The organism is Streptomyces macrosporus (assembly GCF_039533145.1).
Lineage (GTDB): Bacteria > Actinomycetota > Actinomycetes > Streptomycetales > Streptomycetaceae > Streptomyces > Streptomyces macrosporus.
The window spans coordinates 22,253-43,024 of record NZ_BAAASZ010000020.1; the positions used below are offsets into that span (position 1 = coordinate 22,253).

Sequence of the window (20,772 nt, forward strand, 5' to 3'; positions counted from 1 at the left end):
TCTCCGTGAACGGCCCGTCCCGGCCGGGACGGGCCGGGAGGAGCTACCGGTCGGCCGCCCCCCGGCCGGCCGACGCCGCGAGGGCGTGCTCGCGGGCTTTGCGGAGCCCCGTCAGGAACGTCTCGACGGGCTGGGCGCCGGAGATGGCGAAGGCGCGGTTCAGGACGGAGAACGGCACGCCGGTGACGCCCAGTTCACGGGCCGCGCGGAGGTCCGCCTCGACCTCCCGCGCGTACGCGTCGCCGGTCACGACCCCGCGCACCTCCTCCTCGTCCAGCCCGATCTCGACACCCAGCCGGACGAGGGTGTCGGGGTCGTCGAGGGTCCGCGCCTCGACGAGTTGGGCCCGCAGCAGCCGCTCGTGGGCCTGTCCGCCGAGGCCGCGCTCCTTGGCCAGGTGGGTCAGCCGGTGGGCGTCGACGGTGTTGACCATGACCGAGCGCTCCAGGTCGTAGGCCAGGCCCTCCGCCGCGGCGAGTTCGGTGACCCGCGCGTTCATCGCGCGGACCTGTTCGGGGGAGCCGCCGGTCTTCCGCGCCAGCATCTCGGGGACCGGCTGCCGCACGCCCTTGGGGAAGGACGGGTCGAGTTGGAAGCTGCGCCAGGTGATCTCCACCTCGTCGGCGTGCTCGAACTCCTCCAGGGCGCGCTCCAGACGTCGCTTGCCTATGTAGCACCAGGGGCAGACGACGTCCGACCAGATCTCGACCCGCACCGTGCGCGTGGTGCTCGCCGTCCCGCCCGTCTCCGTCCCGCTCACAGGGCACACACCCCGTCCGTGCAGACGGGAGCCTCGTCGGAGCCGAGGACGACCAGCCCGGACGCCGTCCGCGCCTCCGCTTCCGTCTCCTGACGCTCCGGCTCCGTCGGAGCCACCGTTTCCTCCGGCTGGGACCCGCTCATCGGCACCTCGCTCGATCGTCGTACGGCCTCACGGCGCGCAGTGCGCCACCCGGTCGAACCCGGACGGCTCCCGTCCGCATTCCCGCGAGGGGAATAAATCCCGTTCTGGACGATCTGTCACGGAACGGATTGCTACCCTGGCGGACATGACCGCCATGGCCCCCTCCCGCACCGAACCCGACCTGTCCTACCTGCTCGACCACGCCGGTCACGTCCTGCGGACGCGGATGGCCGCGGCGCTCGCCGAGATCGGACTCACCGCGCGCATGCACTGCGTGCTGGTTCACGCCCTCCAGGAGGAGCGCACCCAGGCCCAGCTCGCGGAGATCGGCGACATGGACAAGACCACGATGGTGGTGACGGTCGACGCCCTGGAGAAGGCGGGGCTCGCCGAGCGCCGTCCGTCGAGTCGGGACCGGCGGGCCCGGATCGTCGCGGTCACCGAGGAGGGCGCGCGGCTCGCCGAGCGGAGCCAGGAGATCGTCGACCGGGTGCACCGGGACGTGCTGGGGGCGCTTCCGGACGAGGAGCGGGAGGTGTTCCTGCGAGCCGTGAAGCGCCTGGTCGAGGGCCCTCTGGCCACCCCGGTGGAGAGTCCTCGTCCCGCTCGGCGGGCACGTCAGCGACAGAAGTAGTCCCGAAATAAATCGTCTACAACAAAACAATCTGCTACGGTCTGACCTGTCGATTCCAACGACAGGAGAAGACCCATGTCCTCCGTCCCCACCCCTTCCGCCCCCACGGCTCCTCCCGGCCGGCCCGCCGCGCCCCGCCGGCCCGTGCCCCGGTCGCGCGGCCTCGCCCTCGCGGTGCTGACCACGGGGATGTTGACGAACATCCTCGACGGCAGCATCGTCACCGTCTCGATGCCCGCCATCCAGGGCGACCTCGGCCTCTCTCCGGCCGGCCTGAGCTGGGTCGTCAACGCCTACCTGATCGCGTTCGGCGCCCTGCTGCTGCCGGCCGGCCGGCTCGGCGACCTGATCGGCCGCAAGCGCGTCTTCCTGGCCGGCACCGCCGTGTTCACCGCGGCCTCGGTGGCGGCGGGCGCGGCGGGTTCCCCGGCGGTGCTGATCGCCGCCCGCTTCCTCCAAGGGGTGGGCAGCGCGATGGCCGCCGCCGTCAGCCTCGGAATCCTCGTCACCCTCTTCACCGACCCCGCCGAACGCGCCCGGGCGCTCGCCGTCTTCGCCTTCACCGGCGCCGCCGGCGCCTCGATCGGACAGGTGCTCGGCGGCGTCCTCACCGACACCCTCGGCTGGCACTGGATCTTCCTGATCAACCTGCCGATCGGGCTCGCCGTGCTCGGGCTCGCCGTACCCGCCCTGCCCGCCGACCGCGGGCTCGGCCCGAGGGCCGGAGCCGACGTCCTCGGCGCGGGACTGGTCACCGCCGGGCTCGTGCTGGGCATCCACACCGCCGTCCAGGCCGGGACGCACGGCTGGGTCTCGACGCACACCCTCGGCTTCGGCGCGCTCTCCGTGGCCCTGCTCGTCGCGTTCGTCCTCCGCCAGGCCGGCGCCCGCACTCCGTTGTTGCCCCTGCGGATCCTGCGCTCGCGCGGGGTGGCGGGGGCCAATCTGGTGCAGGTCCTGATGGTCGCCGCGCTCTACTCCTTCCAGGTCCTCGTCGCCCTCTACCTGCAGAAGGTGCTCGGCTACGGCGCGGCCGAGACGGGGCTGGCGATGCTCCCGGCCGCGGTGATGATCGGCGCGGTCTCCCTGGGCGCCTCCGCCCGGCTCGTCGCCCGCTTCGGCGAGCGGACCGTCCTGCTGGCCGGGCTCACGCTGCTGGTCGGCGTCCTCGGGCTGCTCGCCCGCGTCCCCGTCCACGCGAACTACCTCGTCGACCTGTTCCCCGTGATGCTCCTCGCCGCCGGCTTCGGGCTCGCCCTCCCGGCGCTGACCGCGCTCGGCATGGCGGAGGCCGGGGAGGACGACGCCGGGCTGGTCTCCGGCCTGTTCAACACCACCCAGCAGGTCGGCATGGCCCTGGGCGTCGCGGTGCTGTCCACCCTGGCGTCCTCCCGCACCGACGGTCTGCTCGCGGCCGGCGCGGGCCGGGCCGAGGCGCTGACCGGCGGCTACCGGCTGGCCTTCGCCGTCGGCGCCGGACTCCTCCTCGCCGCCCTCGCCCTCGCCGCCGGCGTCCTGCGCCGTCCCGGCCGCTCCGACGTCCCCTCCGGACGGGGAGCCCGAACCCGATGAGCGCGCGCACCGAGACGGGGGGCGCCACCGGCGCCGCGCCCCGCGTCCTCACCGAGGGGAGGAACCGTCCCGGTCGCGCGCCGAGCGGCGGTCCGGGGGCTCGCGGCCGTCCGTGCTCAGCGCCGCCGCAGCAGCAGCTCCGTGTTGCGGTCGCCCGGTTCGCCCGTCAGGGTCGTGCTGCGGCCCGGGGCGTTGAAGGCCAGCTCCCGGTAGAGCGAGGCCAGGCCCGTGCGGGAGAGGTCGCCGAGGTCGGTGCCGTAGGGGGCCGCCGACTCGACGCAGGTGGTGAAGAGGGACAGCGTCCCGTCGCGGTTGTCCACCAGCTCGAACACCCGGGCGAGCTGCGGCCAGTCCACGTGCGAGGCCGTGGTGACCTCCCAGAACCCGCCGTGCGGCGTGATCCGGTTGCGGTGGCTGTGCCCGTTGATCCACGCGACCACGTTGGCGTGCCGCTTCAGCAGCGCGAGCAGCTCGGCGCCGCCGGCCCGCACGGAGGTGCTGTAGTGGTGGCTGAAGACGAGGACGTGGTCGTCGGCGTGGCGGGCCAGTTCGCGGTCCAGCCAGCGCAGTTGGGACGCGGTGATGTGGCCCCGGTAGTCGCCGTCGGGGTTGGTGGTGTCCAGGCTGATCCCGACCACGTTCTCCGCTGCGCGGAAGCTGTAGTACAGCCGTCCCTGGGCGACGGACTCCCGCGTGTACCCGTGCCCGGCGGGGCCGGCGCCGGTGTACGCCGGGTCCAGGTGCGCCTCGGCGTACTCGCGGGAGGTGAGCGGCGCGCGGGACGGGTCGGGGGTGACGGTGCGCATCGCGCGGGCGTGGGCGCGCAGCAGCCGCTTGAGGCTCTCGCCCCGGGTGTCCCGGCCCTCCCGCACCGTCCTGTGCAGCGCGGCGGCCTCGGCCTCCGGCAGGGAGTACAGCTTCCGGTCCCCCACGGCCAGTTCGGCGAAGTACGGGTCGCTCGCGTAGTGGCCGCCGTAGAGGTCGTCGTGGTTGCCGACGGTGGAGTACCAGGGGATGGCCAGGCCGGGGCTGGTGACCTGCGCGATGGCGGCGTCGAGGAAGCCGTCGACGCGGGGGAAGCCGTGCCGCTTGTCCAGGTCGCGCAGCGCGGCTTCCGGCTGCCAGTACAGCGGCAGCCCGGAGTTCTGCACGCCCTCGTAGCGCCGCGGGTCGCCGGTGTTGGGGGTGATGCGGCCGCCGCTCATCGCGGTGAGGAACCACTCCAGTTCGGCGCGGCAGTTGTTGTCCGTGTTGTCCCCGGTGGTCATCACGAAGGACAGCGGCGCGCCGGTGGCCGGGCCGCCGCGCAGCGAGTTGATCCGCTCGACCAGCGAGATCAGGCCGTGGACGGTCAGCGCCTCGTGCGGACGCCAGGCGCCGGGCTTCCCGGCGCGCTGGTACTCGAAGCGCACCGGGTGCTGCACGTCCGTCACGTGGGTGTCCGTGAACTGCACGAAGGAGGCCAGGACCGTGCGCCGGTCCTCGCGTCTTCCGTCCGCGGCGGCCAGGTCCTGCCGCACCACCCGGTCCCAGCCCGGTCCCTCGCCCAGCCGCCGGTAGCCGCCGGTGCCGCGCGGGGTGGCGACGCTCTCCAGCGTGGTCCCGACCGGTGAGGGGGCCACCGGCGTGGGAGTGGGGGTGGAGGCGGGGGAGGGCGTGCGGGTGGGCGCGGGGGGTGCGACGGGGGCGGCCCCGGCCGGATCGCCGCCGGTGCCGAAGGCCACCCCCAGTCCGGCGGTGATCCCGGCCGCCCCGGCGGCGGTGAGCAGCGAGCGGCGGTCGAGGGGTTGGTGGGCGAGTCGGCTGCGGCGGGACATGAGCGTCTCTCCCCGGTTGCGAACGCGAAGTCACGGGCGGGTTCCTCCCCGCCCACCGGGGATCGTCGACAGCCACGGTGACCTGTGGTGCAACGGCATGGAAACGTCCGGCGCCGAACTCCATTCATGGATCACTCGTGTTCGCGACCGCCATGTCCCGCTCGCCGCGCGGTGCGGCTTTGCTCACCGCGCGTTCATCTGCCGGTCGGACGCGGCGGGTCACTCCTGTTCGCGCGCGGCCGCGATGGCGGCGAGGGCCTCGGCGATGTGGGCCTCGGCGGCGGCCTTGTCGAGTCCGAGGTCGCCGAGCGGGCCCCGGCCGTTCTCCTGTTCCAACAGCGCGAGCAGGACGTGCTCGGTTCCGATGTAGTTGTGGCCCAGTCGCAGCGCCTCCCGGAAGGTCAGCTCCAGCACCTTCTTCGCCGCCGCGTCGAACGGGACGAGCTGGGGCACCTCCCCGGTCGCGGGCGGCAGCGCCGCGGTGAGGGCCCGCCGGGCGGCGTCGGGGGACACGCCCTGCGCGACGATCGCCTTCCCGGCGAGCGACTCCGGTTCGCTCAGCAGCCCCAGGGCCAGGTGCTCGGGCCGGATCTCGGCGTGGCCCGCCGCGCGGGCCTCCTCCTGCGCCACCACCACGACCTTCCTCGCCCGCTCGGTGAACCGGCCGAAGCCCTGGGACGGGTCGAGGTCCGGCGCGGAGCCCTTGGGGACGAAGCGCTTCTGGGCCGCCTGCTTGGTGATGCCCATGCTGCGGCCGATGTCGGTCCAGGAGGCGCCCGAGCGGCGGGCCTGGTCCACGAAGTGGCCGATGAGGTGGTCGGCCACCTCGCCCAGGTGCTCCGCGGTGAGGACCGCGGTGGAGAGCTGCCGGAGGACGTCGGGGTGGGCCTTCTTGATGCCCTCGATCAGGTCGTCGAGACGGACGGACGCGGGGATGCGGACGGGATTCTCCATGCGTCAACCCTAGGTTGACGCATGGCGGAGCGTCAACCCGAAGTTGACGGTTGCACGGGTCTCCCGGGGGATCGGACGCCTCGTGGTGGAAGCGGACGCGGCCGGGAACGCGGGAGGGACGCCGGCCGTCGTCCGCCCCTCGCCGCGGCCGTCGTCCGCCCCGGGCCGCCGGGGAAAGACGATCCCGCTCGCGAGGGCCGACGTGCGAGGATGGCCGGACACACGGACACACGAAGGAGATGACACAGGTGCCTGGTACGAACCTCACGCGTGAAGAGGCGCGGGAGCGGGCCCGTCTGCTCGAGGTGGACGCCTACGACATCGAGCTGGACCTCTCCGGAGCCCAGGAAGGCGGGACGTTCCGCTCGGTCACCACGGTGAGGTTCGACGCCCGCGAGGCCGGGGAGAGCTTCATCGACCTGGTGGCGCCCACCGTGCACGAGGTCGTCCTCAACGGCACCTCCCTCGACCCGGCCGAGGTCTTCGCCGACTCGCGCATCGCCCTGCCCGGCCTGGTGGCCGGGCGCAACGAGCTGCGCGTCGTCGCCGACTGCGCGTACACCAACACCGGCGAGGGCCTCCACCGCTTCGTCGACCCCGTGGACCGACAGGCGTACCTCTACACCCAGTTCGAGGTGCCCGACGCTCGCCGGGTCTTCGCGAGCTTCGAGCAGCCCGACCTCAAGGCGACCTTCACCTTCACCGTCACCGCCCCCGAGGGCTGGACGGTGATCTCCAACTCGCCCACCCCCGAGCCGCGGGACAACGTCTGGCGCTTCGAGCCGACGCCGCGGATCTCCACCTACGTCACCGCCCTGATCGCCGGCCCGTACCACAGCGTCCACAGTGTCTGGGAGAGCGGCAAGGGCGACGGCCGCAGCGTGCCGCTGGGCATCTACTGCCGCCCCTCCCTGGCCGAGCACCTCGACGCGGACGCGATCTTCGAGGTCACCCGGCAGGGCTTCGACTGGTTCGAGGAGAAGTTCGGCCTCCCCTACCCCTTCGCCAAGTACGACCAGCTCTTCGTCCCGGAGTTCAACGCGGGCGCGATGGAGAACGCGGGCGCGGTGACCATCCGCGACCAGTACGTCTTCCGCTCCAAGGTGACGGACGCCGCCTACGAGACGCGGGCCGAGACGATCCTCCACGAGCTGGCCCACATGTGGTTCGGCGACCTGGTCACCATGGAGTGGTGGAACGACCTGTGGCTGAACGAGTCGTTCGCCACCTACACCTCCATCGCCTGCCAGGCCGCCGCCCCCGGCAGCCGGTGGCCGCACGCGTGGACGACCTTCGCCAACTCGATGAAGACCTGGGCCTACCGCCAGGACCAGCTCCCCTCCACGCACCCGATCATGGCCGAGATCCGGGACCTCGACGACGTCCTGGTCAACTTCGACGGCATCACCTACGCCAAGGGCGCCTCCGTCCTCAAGCAGCTCGTCGCCTACGTCGGCGAGGACGCGTTCTTCCGCGGCGTGCAGACGTACTTCAAGCGCCACGCGTGGGGCAACACCCGCCTGACCGACCTGCTCACCGCGTTGGAGGAGACCTCCGGCCGGGACCTGAAGACCTGGTCCAAGGCGTGGCTGGAGACCGCGGGCATCAACGTGCTGCGCCCGGAGGTCGCCACCGACGACGACGGGACGATCACCTCCTTCGCGGTGCTCCAGGAGGCCCCGGCCCTGCCCGCCGGCGCCAAGGGCGAGCCCGTCCTGCGCCCCCACCGCATCGCCATCGGCTCCTACGAGCTCCGGGACGGGAAGCTGGTGCGCACCGGCCGCGTCGAGCTGGACGTGGACGGCGAGCGGACCGAGGTGCCCGAGCTGGTCGGCACCCGCCGCCCGGACGTGATCCTGCTCAACGACGACGACCTGTCGTACGCCAAGGTCCGCCTCGACGCCGAGTCGCTGGCCGTGGTCACCGGGCACCTGGGCGACTTCCCCGAGTCGCTGCCGCGCGCCCTGTGCTGGGCGTCGGCCTGGGACATGACCCGCGACGGGGAGATGGCCACCCGCGACTACCTGGAGCTGGTGCTCTCCGGCATCGACAAGGAGTCGGACATCGGCGTCGTCCAGTCCCTCCAGCGGCAGGTCAAGCTCGCCCTGGACCTGTACGCCGCCCCGAGTTGGCGCGACACCGGCCTGCTGCGCTGGTCCGAGGCCGCGCTGGAGCGGCTGCGCACGGCCGAGCCGGGCAGCGACCACCAGCTCGCCTGGGCGCGGGCGCTGGCCGCGACCGCCCGCACCGACGAGCAGCTCGACCTGCTCGCCGGGCTGCTGGACGGCAGCGAGAGGATCGAGGGCCTGACCGTGGACACCGAACTGCGCTGGGCCCTGCTCCACCGGCTGGTGGCCACCGGACGCGCCGACGAGGCGGCCATCGAGGCCGAGCTGGAGCGCGACCGGACCTCGGCGGGCGAGCGGCACGCGGCGTCGGCGCGGGCGGCCCGGCCGACGGCGGAGGCCAAGGCGGAGGCGTGGGCGTCGGTCGTGGAGTCCGACAAGCTGCCCAACGCGATGCAGGAGGCCGTCATCGGCGGCTTCGTCCAGACCGACCAGCGCGAGCTGCTCGCCCCGTACACCGCCAGGTACTTCGAGGCGGTCAAGGACGTGTGGGAGTCGCGCAGCCACGAGATGGCGCAGCAGATCGCGATCGGGCTCTACCCGGCGCTCCAGGTCTCCGAGGAGACCCTGCGGGCCACGGACGCCTGGCTGGAGTCGGCCGAGCCCAGCGCGGCCCTGCGCCGTCTGGTCGTCGAGTCCCGCGCGGGCGTCGAGCGCGCCCTGAAGGCGCAGGCGGCGGACGCCGCCGCGGCGGTCTGACTGCCGGCGCCCACCGCGCCCGCCCTTTTCGGAGCCCGCGCCCGTGCCCCGCGCACGGGCGCGGGCTCCGCCGTCGTCGGACGCCTCCGCCGGGCGGCGGTCACCGCGGCAGGACCACCACGGAGGCGGCCGGTTCGCGCTCCGGCGCGGTCAGCAGGGTGGTGCGGACCACGGCGGCCTGCTGCTCGGGGTGGTCGCGGAGCTTCGCCGGGGTGATGTGGAGGACCGAGATCCCCAGGCGCTCCAGGGTCTCGCGCTTGCGGACGTACCGGGACCACACCGCGCCGTCCCCGCCGAACGCCCCGTGGATGGCGCGGGTGTCGAGCTCCACGGCGACGGCCTGCTCGGGCCAGTAGGCGTCCACGCCGCCGAGGTGGGAGCCGCCGGGCAGCCGCAGGTCGACGTTCCAGCAGGGCTCGGGCAGCCCGTGGGAGCGGACCAGGCCGTACAGCAGGCTCTCGGCCACCGCCCGGCTCTCGGCCAGGACGGCGTCCACGGCGTCCACGACGTGGGGACGGTTCAGCAGCCGGGCCCGGGACAGTTCGCGGACGACGGCCGGGGGCTCGCAGTGGCCCTCGCGGACCGCCTCCGTCAGCAGCAGACGCACCGCCACGGCGTCGTCGGGACGGCCGAGCCGGCCGACGGTGTCGGCCAGGGCGCGCTCCACGGGGGCCACGGGCAGGCCGGTGACCTCTCGGGGGCGCGGCAGGGACCGGGTGCGCACCACCCGGGCGCAGCCGATGGAACGCAGCCGCCGGGTGCGGGGGACCAGGACGTCGATGTGCTCCAGGGAGAGCAGCGGGGGAGCGGCGGAGAAGCCGTACAGGGCGAGCGCGGCCGGCCCGGTGATCATCGCCTCGGGACCGTCGTCCGCGGCGGCGGACGCGGCGCACGCGGCACCGGTCTGGACGGGGAAACGCTCCCGGCTCGCGTACAGCAGCACGGCGCGCAGCCGCTCCTCGCTGGTCGGCGGACCGGGGTGCAGCAGGTAGACGCCGGGCAGCGGCATCTGCCAGGGACCGCCCGGCCGGCAGCGCTCGTCGGCGGTGGCGGCGGGGACGCCGTGCTCGCGCAGGGTGCGGGCCGTCACCACCCGACGCTCCGCGTGCGGGAGGGGGAGGACGGAACGGGGGGAGAGCGGGGTGTTGTTCATGTCCCCGCGATTCCCGTCCCCGTTCCGTCCCCCAACCTCTGTTACACGGCTGTCGACGAATCCGGACAAGCCCGTCCTAAAGTACGGGCGTTCGAGTGCCGATCAGACTCGGCCGGATCGGGGGCCGATCAGGCGCCGACCGCCGCGTCGCACCGCTGCGCCCGCAGGGCCCGGGCCGTGTCGTCGCGGGCCTCCAGGACCAGCCGCCGCAGCGCCGGGGGCGCGTCCTGGTGCGCGGCCAGCCAGGCGTCCGTCAGCTCCAGCACGGTCCGGTTGTCCTGGAGGGCCGGGTACAGGCCGCGGACGATCGCCATGCCGATCTCGATGGACCGCTCGGCCCAGATCCGCTCGATCACCTCGAAGTACCGCTCGGCGTAGGGCGCCAGCAGTTCCCGCTGCCCCGGCTGGTCGAAACCGGAGATGGTCGCCTCCACCAGCGCGTTGGAGAGCCGGTCGGAGTCCACCACGTCCGCCCACGCCCGGGCCTTGACCCGCGCGTCCGGCCGCGCGGCCAGGCAGCGCACCTGGTGCCGCTTGCCGGAGGCGGTGTCGTCGCGGGCCAGCTCCGCCGCCAGCCGCGCCTCGTCGGCCGCGCCGTGGGCGGCCAGGGGCTCCAGCAGGGTCCAGCGCAGCTCCTGGTCGATCTCCAGCCCGTCGATCCGGCCGGTCCCCTCCAGCAGCGTGTCCAGCAGCCGCAGGTCGGACTCGTCGCTCGCGACGGACGCGAAGAACCGCGCCCAGGCGAGCTGGTGGTCGCTGCCCGGCTCGGCCTGCCGCAGGTGCCGCAGCGCGCCGTGGGCGAGGGTACGGCCGCACTCCTCGCGCGTGTCGGGCGCGACGTAGTGCACCAGGGCCGTGCGCGCCCAGGCGTGGAGCATCTGCACCACGCCGATGTCGCTCTCCTGGCCGCCGAAGCGCAGCAGCAGGTCGAGGAAGTCGCGGGCGGGCAGCAGCGCGTCACGGGTGAGGTTCCACAGCGCCGACCAGCACAGGGCCCGTGCCAGGGGGTCGGCGATCGAGCCCAGGTGGTCGCGCAGGGTGTCCAGGGACGCCTCGTCGAAGCGGACCTTGCAGTACGTCAGGTCCTCGTCGTTGACGAGGACCAGCTCCGGGCGCTCGGCCCCGGCCAGCTCCTCCACGACCGTCCGCACCCCGGTGACGTCCACCTCCGCGCGGGCGTAGCGCTCCAGCGGGCCGCCCGCGGTCTGCCGCCGGTACAGGCCGACGGCGACCCGGTGCGGGCGCAGCGTCGGGTGCTCCTCGGGCGCCTCCTGGGTGATGGCGAGTTCGGTGATCCGCCCCGAGGAGCCGTAGGTGACGTGCGGCGTCAGGGAGTTGACGCCGGCCGTCTGGAGCCACGCCCGCGACCAGGCGGCCATGTCGCGTCCGGAGGTCTCCTCCAGCACCGCCAGCAGGTGCTCCAGCCGGGTGTTGCCCCACTCGTGGCGCTTGAAGTACCGGCGCGCGCCCTCCAGGAAGGCGTCGCGCCCCACATAGGCGACGAGCTGCTTGAGGACGGAGGCGCCCTTGGCGTAGGTGATGCCGTCGAAGTTGAGCTTGGCGTCCTCCAGGTCCCGGATGTCGGCGGTGATCGGGTGCGTGGAGGGGAGCTGGTCGGCGCGGTACGCCCACGCCTTGCGGCGGTTGGCGAAGGTGATCCAGCCGTCGGTGAACCGGGTGGCCTCGACCATGGAGAAGGAGCCCATGAAGTCGGCGAAGGACTCCTTGAGCCACAGGTCGTCCCACCACTCCATGGTGACCAGGTCGCCGAACCACATGTGCGCCATCTCGTGGAGGATGACGTTGGCCCGCCCCTCGTAGGCGGCCTCGGTCACCTTGCCGCGGAAGACGAACTCCTCGCGGAAGGTCACGCACCCCGGGTTCTCCATCGCCCCGAGGTTGTACTCCGGCACGAACGCCTGGTCGTACTTGCCGAACGGGTACGGGTAGTCGAAGTGGTCGTGGAAGAAGTCCAGGCCCTGCTTGGTGATGGTGAAGACGTCGTCGGCGTCGAAGTGGCGGGCCAGGCCCTTGCGGCACAGCGCGCCCAGCGGGATCACCAGTTCGCTCCCGTCGGGGAGGGCGCGCCGGTAGACGTCGGTGACGTGGTGGTACGGGCCGGCGACGACGGTGGTGATGTACGTCGAGATGGGCTTGGTCGTCGCGAACCGCCAGACGGCGGCGCCGTCGCCGATCGGCTCCGGCTCCCCCTCGACCGCGCCGTTGCTCAGCACCGTCCAGCCGGCGGGGGCGGTGACGGTGAAGGTGAAGGGCGCCTTGAGGTCGGGCTGCTCGAAGTTGGCGAAGACCCGGCGGGCGTCGGCGGGCTCGTACTGGGTGTAGAGGTAGGTCTCGCCGTCCTCGGGGTCGACGAAGTGGTGCATCCCCTCGCCGGTGCGGCTGTAGGCGCACCACGCGTCCACGGTCAGCGTGTTCTCGGCGGCCAGGCCGTCCAGGGCGACGCGCGTGCCGTCGAACACCTTCGCCACGTCCAGCTCGCGGCCGTTGAGGGTCACCGAGGAGACCGAGGGCGCCAGCAGGTCGGCGAAGGTGGAGGCGCCGGGCTCGGCACAGCGGAAGCGGATCGTGGTGGTGGAGCGGAAGGTGCGCGGTCCGTCCCCGGTGTGGGGCCCGACCGCGGACCGCAGATCGAGCGCGACATCGTACCCGTCCACACGCAGCAGCCGGGCGCGCTCCCGGGCCTCGTCACGGGTCAGGTTCTCACCGGGCACGGCGTGACTCCCTCGTCTCACATGTCGAACACGGCAGAAGGTCAGCATCGCATGGGGCGCCCGTCGCCGTGCGGTCGGTGTGGTCGCCGGTGCGGTCGGGAATCAGCGGGCGCCCTCCGACGTTCCCCGTGACGCATGTCCCCGCGGTCGTCCCGCTCCGCCGGCGGCGACCGCCGACGACCCCTGCCGACCGCCGTGAACCCGTGTGACGAGGAGAGCCACATGTCCCGGACGTCCGAGAGCGTCACCAGAACCCCGGCCGACTTCTGGTTCGACCCCCTGTGCCCGTGGGCCTGGATGACCTCCCGTTGGATGCTGGAGGTGGAGAAGGTCCGGCCGGTCGAGGTGCGCTGGCACGTGATGAGCCTGGCCGTGCTCAACGAGAACCGGCTGGACGAACTGCCGCCGGAGTACGCCGAGATGCTGCGGACCGCCTGGGGTCCGGTGCGCGTGCTCATCGCGGCCGAGCAGAAGCACGGCACCGAGGTGCTCGGCCCGCTCTACACCGCCCTCGGCACCCGCTTCCACAACCAGGGCCGTCCCAACGAGCGCGCGACGATCGTCGACGCCCTGGCGGAGGTCGGCCTCCCGGCGGAACTGGCGGACGCGGCGGACTCCGACGCGTACGACGAGCGGCTGCGGGCCTCCCACGAGGAGGGCATCGGCCTGGTCGGCGAGGACGTCGGCACCCCGGTGATCGCCGTTCCGGGCGCGGACGGGGAGCGGGTCGCCTTCTTCGGCCCGGTCGTCACCCCCGCCCCCAAGGGCGAGGCCGCCGCCCGGCTGTGGGACGGCACGCTGCTGGTGGCCTCCACCCCGGGCTTCTACGAGCTCAAGCGGACTCGCACCGAGGGACCGCGGTTCGACGACTGAGGACGACCGAGAACGACCGAGGACGACCGGGCCGGCCGACCGGCTCCGGTCGCGCCGGAGCGGCACGGACCCCGCGCACCAGGGCAGCGCGGGGGCCGTGCCGCTCCGTTGCCTTCCCTCGGCCCTGCCTCCCGCGCGGCCGGTGACGGATGAGAAGACGATCACGTCCGCGGCGGAGGTCCCGCCACGGGGGAGGGCGGGACACGGCGCACGGCCGCCGGGCGTCGGGCCTTGTCGCACAGTATGCGCAACAAGGTGTCGTCGGCAACGAGGCGTGCGCGGCGGTGTTCCCCGAGCGGAGGACGCCGGCCGGGGAGCGGGCGGAGCCGGCCGGGCTACCGGGCGCGCGCCGCCGCCCGCTGCCGCAGCAGGCCGACCAGGGCCAGGGCCAGGGTGAGCCCGGCGGTGAAGGCGAGCTGGACGCGGGTGGCGTCCTCGCGGAGCATCAGCAGCAGCACCGCGGCCACCGCCGCCAGCGACGCCCAGGTCAACACGGGGAACAGCCACATCCGCACCACCAGCTTCTCCGGCGCCTCGCGCTCCAGCCTCCGGCGCGTGCGCAGCTGGGAGACCGCGATGAAGCTCCACACCACCAGCACGGCCGCGCCCACCATGTTCAGCAGCCAGGTGAACACGGTGTCGGGCCACCAGAAGCTCAGCAGCACCGCGAAGAACCCGAAGGCGGAGGAGGCCAGCACCGCCCGGCGCGGCACGCCGCCGGCGACCCTCCCCAGGAAGGCGGGCCCCTCGCCGCGGCGGACCAGGGAGTAGGCCATGCGCGAGGCGCCGTAGATGTTGGCGTTCATGGCCGACAGCAGGGCGACCAGCACCACGACGTTCATGATCTGCGCGGCGGCCGGGATGCCCAGGTGGTCCAGCACGGCGGCGTACGGGCCGGAGAGCACCGACTCGTCGTGCCAGGGGATCAGCGTGACGACCACCAGCATCGAGCCGACGTAGAAGACCGCGACGCGCCACATCGCCGTGCGCACGGCCTTCGCCACGCCCCGCACCGGGTCGTGCGACTCGGCCGCCGCGATGGTCACCGTCTCCAGACCGCCGTAGGCGAAGAGGGAGGCCAGCAGGCCGGCCACCAGGCCCTCCGCGCCGCCCGGGAAGAAACCGCCCTCGCCGACGAGGTTGGCGGCGCCGGGGGAGTCGACGCCGGGCAGCAGACCGAGCACGGCCGCGGCGCCCAGGAGGAGGAAGAGGACGATCGCGGCGACCTTCAGGGCGGCGAACCAGAACTCGTACTCGCCGAAGTTCCGCACCGAGAGCAGGTTGGTGCCGCAGAAGACCGCCATGAAGACGGCGACCCACAGCCAGTCCGGCGTCCCCGGGAACCACTCGGCCATGATCGCCGCGGCGCCCAGCGCCTCCACGGCGACGGCCACGCACAGCAGCGTCCAGAAGATCCACCCGGAGGTGAAGCCCGCCCAGGGGCCGATCGAGCGCTCGGCGTGCACGGAGAAGGAGCCGGAGGCGGGGTGGGCGGCCGACATCTCGCCGAGCATCCGCATCACCAGCATCACCAGCAGCCCGGAGAGCGCGTACGCCAGCACGATCGACGGGCCGGCGGCGGCGATGCCCGCCCCGGATCCGACGAAGAGGCCCGCGCCGATCACGCCGCCGAGGGCGATCATCGACAGGTGCCGTTGCCGGAGGCCGTGGGTGAGGGAGGACTGTTCGGTGCCGGCGGGACTCTCCGGGGGAGAGCCGTCGGTCTTCAGGTCGGGCGTTCCGGGCATGGAAAGAAGTGCCGTCCAGGAGGGGTCAGGGATACGGAATAATGAATTCCGGACCGGGCCAGTGTGATCGCAGGCCATCCTCCAGGGCAAAGAATCGCACATCCCTGTCCGCGATGCGGACACCGCGGTGACCCTCCGTGCATCCCGACGGGCTCGCCGGAAACACCCCGTGACCCCGCTCCGGCCTCCGGCCGCACCCCACAAGCCGGACCGGCGTCCTTTGTCGCCAATCTCACGGGAGCGCGGGGGCTAACGTCGGTTAACGTCAGGACGTCCCCCGAAAACCCACGACACCGGAGCCGTGAGATGAGCACACCCGCCGTGAACAGCGCCACCGTCCGTCCGGGCAGCGTCCTCGCCGACGTCCTGCCCGCGTCCACCGCCGCCCGCGCCCGCCTGCGCGACGTGGCGCTGGTCGTCGGCGGCGCCGCGCTCACCGGCGTGGCCGCGCAGCTCGCCGTCCCCGTGCCGGGCTCGCCCGTCCCGGTCACCGGCCAGACCTTCGCCGCCCTCCTCGTCGGCGCCGGTCTGGGCGCCCGCCGCGCCTTCGCCGCCCTCGGCCTGTACGCCGCCGCGGGCATGGCCGGAGTGCCGTGGTTCGCCGAGGGCACCTCCGGCGCCGCGATGCCCTCCCTCGGCTACGTCCTGGGCATGCTGCTGGCCGCCGTCGTCGTCGGCGCCCTGGCCCGCCGCGGCGGCGACCGCGGGGTGCTGCGCACGGCCGGGACCATGGCCGTGGGCACCGCGATCATCTACGCGGTCGGCGTCCCCTACCTGGCGCTGGCCACGGGCATGTCCGCCGGCGAGGCCGTCGCCGCGGGCCTGGTGCCCTTCCTGATCGGCGACGCGCTCAAGGCGGCCCTGGCCATGGGAGCCCTCCCCGCGGCCTGGAAGCTGGTCGGCCGGAACGCGTGACCGAGACCGTGAATAGACTCGGCCCCATGCGCGTGTACCTCGGCTCCGACCATGCCGGCTACGAACTGAAGAACCACCTCGTCCAGTGGCTGAAGGAGGCCGGGCACGAACCCGTCGACTGCGGCCCGCACATCTACGACGCCGCGGACGACTACCCGCCCTTCTGCCTGCGCGCCGCGGAGCGCACGGCCGCCGACGAGGGTTCCCTGGGCATCGTGATCGGCGGCTCGGGCAACGGCGAGGCCATCGCGGCCAACAAGGTGAAGGGCGTCCGGGCCGCCCTCGCCTGGAGCCTGGAGACGGCGCGGCTCGGCCGGGAGCACAACAACGCCAACGTGATCGGCATCGGCGCCCGGATGCACACCACCGAGGAGGCCGTCTCGTTCGTGGAGGCCTTCCTCGCCACGCCGTTCACCGGCGACGAGCGGCACGTCCGCCGCATCGGCATGCTCACGGAGTACGAGCGCAGCGGCGAGCTCCCGCCCATCCCCGCCCACCACCCGAAGCAGGACTGACCCGCACGTGCCCGAAGGCCACACCATCCACCGGCTGGCCGCCGACCTCGACGAGAGGTTCGGCGGCCGGTCCGTGCGGGCGTCCAGCCCGCAGGGCAGGTTCGCGGGCGGGGCCGCCCTCGTCGACGGCCGGACGTTCACCGGTGCCGACGCCCACGGCAAGCACCTCTTCCTCGGCTTCGAGGGGGTCGCCGGAGGCGACTGGATCCACGTCCACCTCGGCCTGTACGGCACCTTCGCCCACGGCGACGGGCCGCCCCCCGCCCCCGTCGGGCAGATACGACTGCGGCTGGCCACCGCCGACGCCCCCCACGCCCACGCCGACCTGCGCGGCCCCAACACCTGCGAACTGCTCACCGAGGAGGGCAAGCGCGCCGTCGCCGACCGCCTGGGCCCCGACCCGCTGCGGGCCGACGCCGATCCCGAACGGGCCTGGGCGCGCGTGTCCCGCAGCCGCACCACGATCGCCGCGCTGCTGATGGACCAGAAGGTCGTCGCGGGCGTCGGCAACGTCTACCGCGCCGAGGTCCTCTTCCGGCACGGCATCGACCCCCACCGGGCGGGCAGGGACCTCACCCGCGCCGAGTGGGACGCGATCTGGACGGATCTGGTCGAGCTGATGCGCGAGGGCGTGCGCAACAACCGCATCGACACCGTGCGCCCCGAGCACACCCCCGAGGCCATGGGCCGACCGCCGCGCGTGGACGACCACGGCGGCGAGGTCTACGTCTACCGCCGCGCCGGAATGCCCTGTCACCTGTGCGGCGACGAGGTCCGCACCGCCCCGCTCGTCGGCCGCAACCTGTTCTGGTGCCCCACCTGCCAGAAGGGATGACCGGCCCGGCGGCCCGTCAGAACCCGTGCGGCAGCCACGGGGCCACGGGGGAGGAGAACGCCGACGCGGCCTCGGCCAGCGCGCCCGGCCGCAACTCCCGCACCCGCCCGGCGCCCGCCAGCGCCGCCAGGGACTCCCCGCCCAGGTACGCCGCGCCCAACTCCCGCACGGTCAGCGCCAGATCGGCCTCGTCGTCGGTGCGGACGCAGGAGGCGCCCGAGGCGTCGCCGGTCAGCCGCCAGCGCCCCGTGTTCCAGGGGCAGAAGGCGTCCTCGACCTCCAGCACCACGTCGACCGGGGCCGTGTACGTCCGTGCCGCGAGCGCCGCGCCCACCTCGACCGGGCGCAGGTGCAGCGAGTCGCGGATGCGGAGGCCGCAGCGCCGGGGATCGGTGACCATGTGGAGCAGCGGATCGTCCACCGGGCGCGTCTTGGCCCGCACCGTCGAGGTCAGGTCGATCTCGAACAGGAAGCGCCACAGCGCCGCGTACGCCGCCGGGCTCAGCGCCTCCAGATCGCGCAGCACCACCGTGCCGCGGGGACCGGACAGGTCCCACTCCGGCTTGACGGAGTAGCGCGCGTACCCCAGCAGCTCGCCGCCGGACTCGGCCAGCACGCACTGCAGCGGCGACGCGCCGTCGCGCTCGCCCGCCGGGTCCAGCACGCCCAGCCGCTCCCACCCCGGGAGCCGCCGGAGCATGCCCGGTCGGGACGTCACCCGGTGGGCGTACAGCGCCTCGCACTCCTCGAGCGCCGCCACCGGATCGGCGCGCCGCAGCCGCACCCCGTCCGTGCCCGGCGGCACCCGGAGGCCCACCCGGGCCGTGTCGATCTCCGCGTACAGCTGCCGGCTGGCGATGCCGTACCCGAAGCGCCCGTAGATGGCGGGCTCGGAGGCGACCAGCACCGCCAGCGGCTCCCCGGCGGCCCGCACGTCGTCGAGTTGACGCCGCATCATGGCGCGGAGGATGCCGCGCCGCCGGTGCGTCGCGGCCACGCTCACCGCCGTCACCCCGGCCGCGGGCACGATCGCGCCGCCCGGCACCGACAGGCCGAAGGGGAACGAGCCGGCCGTGCCGACGATCCCCCCGTCCTCCCAGGCGGCGATCATCCGGTCGAATTCGGTCAGATCGCGCCAGAGCGCCCGCTCCTCGGGGGAGTCGGCCACCCCGCCGAAGGCCAGTTCGAGGTTGGCGTACCAGGCGTCCCACTCGTCGCGCCGCAGTACCCGTAGATCCGTGGTCGTCATGAGGTCATCCCTATCAATCGGACGGAGCGGGGGCGACTGGATATCGAACAGGGTTTCCGTCACCCCGAATCGGGAATCGACGCGCCCCCGAACGGGTGGATAAGGTCCGGGATATGGCAGGTCGTACGGGCAAGACCCTTCCCACGACCCGGTGGTCCCAGGCGCGCAAGGCCCTGCACCGGGTCCGCACCGCCCTGCGCCGGTCCGCCGTCGACTACTTCCGCGGCGACGGTTCCGACTGGATCGCCTTCGCCGCTCTGATGGCGGCCGTCCCCGCCCTCGCCGGCGCCACGATCGCCGAGCCCCTGTGGTTCGCGCCCGAGAGCCTGGTCCTGCCGATCGTCGCGGGCGGACTGCTGCTGCGCCCCGCCAACCTGCTGATCCTCTACGCCACCGCGGCCGGCGCGCTCGTCGTCGAGGCCACGGTGCTCGGCCCCTACACGGCCGGCCCGGGCCGGGTCACGCCCGGCACCATCCTGGTGGTCGGCGCGGTCGGACTCTCCGGGCTGCTGGTCGCCCAGTTCCGCAGCCGGGTCGGCGTGCCCTGGCGGCGCGGCGGCACCATGCTCTTCGACCTGCGCGAACGCATCCGCGTCCAGAGCAAGCTGCCGAAGCTGCCCAAGGGCTGGCACCGCGAGATGGCCCTGCGCCCGGCGGGCGGCCAGTACTTCTCCGGCGACTTCGTCGTCGCGGCCCGCACCGGGCCCGACCGCCGCACCCTGGAGGTCGTCCTCACCGACGTCTCCGGCAAGGGCATGGACGCCGGCTCCCGCGCGCTGCTGCTCTCCGGGGCGTTCGGCGGACTGCTGGGCTCCCTGCCCCCGCACGCCTTCCTCCCCGCCGCCAACGCCTATCTGCTCCGCCAGGACTGGCAGGAGGGCTTCGCCACCTCCGTCCACCTCGTCCTGGACCTCGACAGCGGCGACTACGAGCTGTTCTCCGCCGGCCACGTCCCCGCCCTCCAGCTCCACGCGGGCAGCGGACGCTGGGAGGAGAAGGCCGGGGACGGGCCGCTCCTGGGCGTCTACGACGGCGCCCAGTTCGACGCGGTCAAGGGCAGTCTGCGCTCCGGCGACGTCCTGATGCTCTTCACGGACGGTCTGGTGGAGACCGCCGAACGCGAGCTGACCGAGGGCATCGACCGGCTGACGGGCGAGGCCGACCGCTATGTCGTCACCGGGTTCGAGGGGGCCGCGTGGCACCTGATCGAGGCCGTCGCCCGCGACGTCAACGACGACCGGGCCCTGCTGCTGATACGCCGTGACTGACCGGGAGGGCGCGGTGGGAGCGGAGACGGCCGGACGGTGGCCCGCCACGGAGGCGGAGGCGGTGGCCGCGCAGGAGCGGATCCGCGCGGCGGCGGACCTGACGAGCCCGGGGCCCGCGCCGGGAGAGGTGCGCCGGATCGCCGGGGTCGACGTGGCCTACGACGAGGAGAGCGACCTGCTGGTCGCGGCGGCCGTGGTGCTGGACGCCGACACCCTGGAGGTCCTGGAGGAGGTCGTCCACACCGGCCGCAGCGGCTTCCCGTACGTCCCCGGACTGCTCGCCTTCCGCGAGCTGCCCGGGGTGCTGGCGGCGCTGGAGAGGCTGCGCACCCCGCCCGAGGCCGTGGTCTGCGACGGCTACGGCTACGCCCACCCCCGGCGGGCGGGGCTGGCGGTGCACCTGGGGGTGCTCACCGGGCTGCCGTGCTTCGGGGTGGCCAAGTCGCCCTTCGTCTTCGACCACACCGAGCCGGGGCCGTCGCGCGGCGACTCCTCGCCCCTGCTGGACCGGGGGCGGACCCCGCCGGAGGTGGTGGGCCGGGCGCTGCGCACCCAGGCCGGGGTCAAGCCGGTGTTCGTCTCGGCCGGCCACGGGATCGGCCTGGACCACGCCTGCGCCCACACACTGCGCCTCGCGCCGCGCTACCGCCTCCCGGAGACGACGCGCGTCGCCGACGGCCTCGGCCGCAGGGCCCTGAGGGAGCTCAAGGCCGGGCGGCGGGAGCCGTACGGCGCCGCGGAACGCTAGCCCCGACGGACGGATCGGCACGGACGGATC

Annotated in this window: 17 protein-coding genes; 9 read left to right on the forward strand and 8 right to left on the reverse strand. The window is 73.7% G+C overall.

What is annotated here, in order from left to right:
* Positions 1 to 43: 43 nt before the first annotated feature.
* Both ABD335_RS12240 and ABD335_RS12245 read right to left on the reverse strand, forming a co-directional pair.
* The gene (locus ABD335_RS12240; RefSeq protein ID WP_344322299.1) at positions 44 to 760 is read right to left on the reverse strand and encodes a DsbA family oxidoreductase; all 717 of its coding nucleotides are present in this window, start codon (positions 758 to 760) and stop codon (positions 44 to 46) included.
* Positions 757 to 903: a hypothetical protein gene (locus ABD335_RS12245; RefSeq protein WP_344322301.1), complete on the reverse strand. Its 147-nt coding sequence runs from the start codon at positions 901 to 903 to the stop codon at positions 757 to 759. The genes ABD335_RS12240 and ABD335_RS12245 overlap by 4 nt, the downstream gene beginning before the upstream one ends.
* Before the next feature lie 146 nt (positions 904 to 1,049).
* On the opposite strand from ABD335_RS12245, the gene ABD335_RS12250 reads away from it, so the two are divergent.
* Together ABD335_RS12250 and ABD335_RS12255 are read left to right on the forward strand one after the other, a co-directional pair.
* The gene (locus tag ABD335_RS12250) at positions 1,050 to 1,538 is read left to right on the forward strand and encodes a MarR family winged helix-turn-helix transcriptional regulator (RefSeq protein WP_344322303.1); all 489 of its coding nucleotides are present in this window, start codon (positions 1,050 to 1,052) and stop codon (positions 1,536 to 1,538) included.
* A 75-nt stretch (positions 1,539 to 1,613) separates the two neighbouring features.
* Positions 1,614 to 3,110 carry an MFS transporter gene (locus tag ABD335_RS12255; RefSeq protein WP_344322304.1) on the forward strand — a complete coding sequence of 499 codons (1,497 nt, stop codon included), beginning with the start codon at positions 1,614 to 1,616 and terminating at the stop codon, positions 3,108 to 3,110.
* A gap of 116 nt (positions 3,111 to 3,226) precedes the next feature.
* Here ABD335_RS12255 and ABD335_RS12260 read toward each other — a convergent pair whose 3' ends face one another.
* Positions 3,227 to 4,927, reverse strand: coding sequence for a TIGR03767 family metallophosphoesterase (locus ABD335_RS12260; RefSeq protein ID WP_344322305.1), 1,701 nt, complete (start codon positions 4,925 to 4,927; stop codon positions 3,227 to 3,229).
* A gap of 219 nt (positions 4,928 to 5,146) precedes the next feature.
* Entirely contained in the window at positions 5,147 to 5,881 is a 735-nt protein-coding gene (locus tag ABD335_RS12265; RefSeq protein WP_344322306.1) for a Clp protease N-terminal domain-containing protein, read from the reverse strand.
* A 248-nt stretch (positions 5,882 to 6,129) separates the two neighbouring features.
* On the opposite strand from ABD335_RS12265, the gene pepN (ABD335_RS12270) reads away from it, so the two are divergent.
* Positions 6,130 to 8,706 carry an aminopeptidase N gene (gene pepN, locus ABD335_RS12270; RefSeq protein WP_344322307.1) on the forward strand — a complete coding sequence of 859 codons (2,577 nt, stop codon included), beginning with the start codon at positions 6,130 to 6,132 and terminating at the stop codon, positions 8,704 to 8,706.
* A gap of 100 nt (positions 8,707 to 8,806) precedes the next feature.
* On the opposite strand, the gene ABD335_RS12275 is transcribed toward pepN (ABD335_RS12270), so the two are convergent.
* Together ABD335_RS12275 and pepN (ABD335_RS12280) are read right to left on the reverse strand one after the other, a co-directional pair.
* Entirely contained in the window at positions 8,807 to 9,859 is a 1,053-nt protein-coding gene (locus ABD335_RS12275) for a hypothetical protein (RefSeq protein ID WP_344322308.1), read from the reverse strand.
* Between the two features lie 128 nt (positions 9,860 to 9,987).
* A complete protein-coding gene (pepN, locus tag ABD335_RS12280; protein ID WP_344322309.1) occupies positions 9,988 to 12,591 on the reverse strand; it encodes an aminopeptidase N in 2,604 nt (867 codons plus the stop codon).
* A gap of 222 nt (positions 12,592 to 12,813) precedes the next feature.
* Here pepN (ABD335_RS12280) and ABD335_RS12285 point away from each other — a divergent pair, with 222 nt between their 5' ends.
* Positions 12,814 to 13,464, forward strand: coding sequence for a mycothiol-dependent nitroreductase Rv2466c family protein (locus tag ABD335_RS12285; protein ID WP_344322310.1), 651 nt, complete (start codon positions 12,814 to 12,816; stop codon positions 13,462 to 13,464).
* Between the two features lie 335 nt (positions 13,465 to 13,799).
* Here the strand turns inward: ABD335_RS12285 and ABD335_RS12290 are convergent, their stop codons facing one another.
* Positions 13,800 to 15,212, reverse strand: coding sequence for an amino acid permease (locus ABD335_RS12290; protein WP_425583616.1), 1,413 nt, complete (start codon positions 15,210 to 15,212; stop codon positions 13,800 to 13,802).
* A gap of 306 nt (positions 15,213 to 15,518) precedes the next feature.
* On the opposite strand from ABD335_RS12290, the gene ABD335_RS12295 reads away from it, so the two are divergent.
* Genes ABD335_RS12295 through ABD335_RS12305 form a run of 3 tightly spaced genes read left to right on the forward strand, consistent with a single transcriptional unit; the run spans position 15,519 to position 17,477 of the window.
* Entirely contained in the window at positions 15,519 to 16,127 is a 609-nt protein-coding gene (locus tag ABD335_RS12295; RefSeq protein WP_344322311.1) for a biotin transporter BioY, read from the forward strand.
* Positions 16,128 to 16,153: 26 nt separating this feature from the next.
* On the forward strand, positions 16,154 to 16,642 hold the full coding sequence (locus tag ABD335_RS12300) for a ribose-5-phosphate isomerase (RefSeq protein ID WP_344322312.1): 489 nt from the start codon (positions 16,154 to 16,156) through the stop codon (positions 16,640 to 16,642).
* Between the two features lie 7 nt (positions 16,643 to 16,649).
* A complete protein-coding gene (locus ABD335_RS12305; protein ID WP_344322313.1) occupies positions 16,650 to 17,477 on the forward strand; it encodes an Fpg/Nei family DNA glycosylase in 828 nt (275 codons plus the stop codon).
* Between the two features lie 16 nt (positions 17,478 to 17,493).
* Here the strand turns inward: ABD335_RS12305 and ABD335_RS12310 are convergent, their stop codons facing one another.
* Positions 17,494 to 18,726 (reverse strand): GNAT family N-acetyltransferase, encoded by a 1,233-nt coding sequence (locus tag ABD335_RS12310; protein WP_344322314.1) that lies wholly within the window; start codon positions 18,724 to 18,726, stop codon positions 17,494 to 17,496.
* Between the two features lie 113 nt (positions 18,727 to 18,839).
* Here ABD335_RS12310 and ABD335_RS12315 point away from each other — a divergent pair, with 113 nt between their 5' ends.
* Together ABD335_RS12315 and ABD335_RS12320 are read left to right on the forward strand one after the other, a co-directional pair.
* On the forward strand, positions 18,840 to 19,994 hold the full coding sequence (locus ABD335_RS12315; protein WP_344322315.1) for a PP2C family protein-serine/threonine phosphatase: 1,155 nt from the start codon (positions 18,840 to 18,842) through the stop codon (positions 19,992 to 19,994).
* Positions 19,987 to 20,742 carry an endonuclease V gene (locus tag ABD335_RS12320; protein ID WP_344322316.1) on the forward strand — a complete coding sequence of 252 codons (756 nt, stop codon included), beginning with the start codon at positions 19,987 to 19,989 and terminating at the stop codon, positions 20,740 to 20,742. The genes ABD335_RS12315 and ABD335_RS12320 overlap by 8 nt, the downstream gene beginning before the upstream one ends.
* Positions 20,743 to 20,772 lie beyond the last annotated feature (30 nt).